The sequence below is a fragment of the Intestinibacter sp. genome (genome assembly GCF_051866655.1).
Classification (GTDB): Bacteria; Bacillota; Clostridia; order Peptostreptococcales; family Peptostreptococcaceae; genus Intestinibacter.
This window is the reverse complement of record NZ_JBJDXL010000562.1, coordinates 1-2,039: the sequence shown is the minus strand read 5'-3', so window position 1 is coordinate 2,039 and position 2,039 is coordinate 1. Positions and strand designations below refer to the sequence as shown.

Below are 2,039 nucleotides of genomic sequence, written 5' to 3'. Positions count from 1 at the left end.
CCACTGAAAGGACAACAAGAATGTGCAAGAAATTGGAGACAAATTGGATTAGGAACTATGGGTCTTGGCGATATGTTAATCAAGCTAGGAATCAAATACGGTTCTGATGAAAGTCTTTCTCTTATTAATAGAGTATTTAAGACTATTGCAACAACTTCTATTCTTACTTCTCTTGAATTATCAAAAGAAAAAGGATGTTATCCCATGTGTGATCTCGAAGCTTTATTAAAATCTTCATTTCTACAAGAATTAGATTTAGATGAATCTATTTTGGAGCAAATAGGAAATTATGGATTAGCTAATAGCCAACTTCTAACGTGTGCTCCAACTGGGTCGATAGGAACAATGCTTCAAGTATCAACTGGTGTAGAACCTAACTATGCTTTTAGTTATCAACGTAGAACTATTTCTTTAAATAAAGAAGAAACATACTATACAGTTGATGCTGATATTGTAACTCAATATAAGAAAAGAACTGGAAATAATACATTACCTGATTATTTTGTATCTTCGGCAGACATAAACCCTATAAGAAGAATTGAAGTTCAAGCCGCTCTCCAAAAATGGATTGATGCATCAATTAGCAGTACTATCAATCTTCCTAATTCTACTACAATAGAAGAAGTTGCAGATATTTATTTTCAAGCATGGAGATATAGATTAAAAGGTGTTACTATTTGGAGAGATGGATGTAAGAGACAAGGAATTCTTACAACTACTAAGACTTTAGAGAGAGGTGATATTATCAAAGCTGGAGATTCATGTATTGGATTAAAGAAAACATTAGTAACAGGATGTGGCAGCCTACACTGCGAGGCTTTCTTTGATAAAAATACTGGAGATTTAAGAGAATGCTACCTTAGTAAAGGTTCTACGGGAGGATGTACTAACTTCATGATAGGTTTAAGTCGTATGATTTCACTATCAGCTAGAGGTGGAGTATCAATAAGTAATATATTGGATCAATTAAAGTCTTGTGGTACTTGTCCGTCATATGCTGTAAGGTCTGCAACTAAGAAAGATACTTCTAAAGGAAGTAGTTGCCCAGTAGCAGTTGGTAATGCTCTTAAAGAGCTACATGAGAAAATGTTAGGATTATTAAATAAAGAAGTAACTAAAGAAGTAGATAATATGGAAAAATGCCCTCAATGTAGTGAATCTACGTTAATTCATACTGATGGTTGTATCCAATGCACTTCTTGTGGTTACAGTAAGTGTAATTAACATGGAAATTATAGCGTTTTTACTTTGGTTATTTTCATTTAGTTGGTTATTATGAGTATTATTAGAAAACTTATTGAAGTTATTAATGATTTTGAAGAAGAAACTATTGCTAATGAGAAAAATCTTCAAATGAAATTAGACTCTTCTGCAACTCTAATAAATTGTATTATTAAAATAATACAAAGCGATCAGACTAACGAAAATAAAATTAATAAAATAAAATTTATATTAGGAATATGATAGTAGACATTGATTTAGATCCTGATTATTGCAGATTTTCTGAATCTGATTATAGTACTATGTATAATATTCTTGAAAATGCTCCAGAGGATTTTCTATATAGAGCATCAGAATTTATGATAGATAGACTAAGTGATGATTTTGAATATTATTACCCATATATAAGAAAATTATATGAGTATATAGAAGATTATAGAAAAAGCTATATAATTTAACTCTATGAAAATTCTAATAATACCTGATGTACATGGCAGAACATTCTGGAGAAAAGCAATTGAAGTAATTAATAATTATGATTTTATAGTATTCCTAGGCGATTATCTTGATCCATATTCTTATGAGGGGATTACAAAGGAACAAGCAATAGAAGAATTTAATGATATTATTAAATTTAAGAAAGATAACATGTATAAAGTTATTCTATTGTTAGGAAATCATGACTGTAGCTATCTTTTTGATTTTGGTAGTGCTTCAAGATATGATTATAAGAATAGTGATAAGATAAAATCTATCTTTAAAGAAAATAAAGAACTATTCACTTTATGGTATCAGATAGATAAATATTTATTTACTCA

The 2,039-nt window shown here is 29.8% G+C and carries 4 protein-coding genes; all 4 read left to right on the top strand.

The genetic code is table 11. From position 1 onward, the window contains the following. Positions 1–1,224 (top strand): TSCPD domain-containing protein (locus ACI3VO_RS16960; RefSeq protein WP_439759035.1); only part of this gene is annotated, 1,224 nt, incomplete at its 5' end. A gap of 51 nt (positions 1,225–1,275) precedes the next feature. After that, complete coding sequence (locus tag ACI3VO_RS16955; RefSeq protein ID WP_439759034.1) at positions 1,276–1,464, top strand: hypothetical protein; 189 nt, start codon at positions 1,276–1,278, stop codon at positions 1,462–1,464. Continuing rightward, a complete protein-coding gene (locus ACI3VO_RS16950; protein ID WP_439759033.1) occupies positions 1,461–1,679 on the top strand; it encodes a hypothetical protein in 219 nt (72 codons plus the stop codon). The genes ACI3VO_RS16955 and ACI3VO_RS16950 overlap by 4 nt, the downstream gene beginning before the upstream one ends. 4 nt (positions 1,680–1,683) lie before the next feature. Then, positions 1,684–2,039: metallophosphoesterase (locus ACI3VO_RS16945; protein WP_439759032.1), on the top strand; the 356-nt coding region annotated here is incomplete at its 3' end.

What these genes read in the sequence shown, in the direction of transcription:
- ACI3VO_RS16955 (WP_439759034.1), top strand. Translation starts at nt 1,276, where the DNA reads ATGAGTATTATTAGAAAACTTATTGAAGTTATTAATGATTTTGAAGAA.
- ACI3VO_RS16950 (WP_439759033.1), top strand. Translation starts at nt 1,461, where the DNA reads ATGATAGTAGACATTGATTTAGATCCTGATTATTGCAGATTTTCTGAA.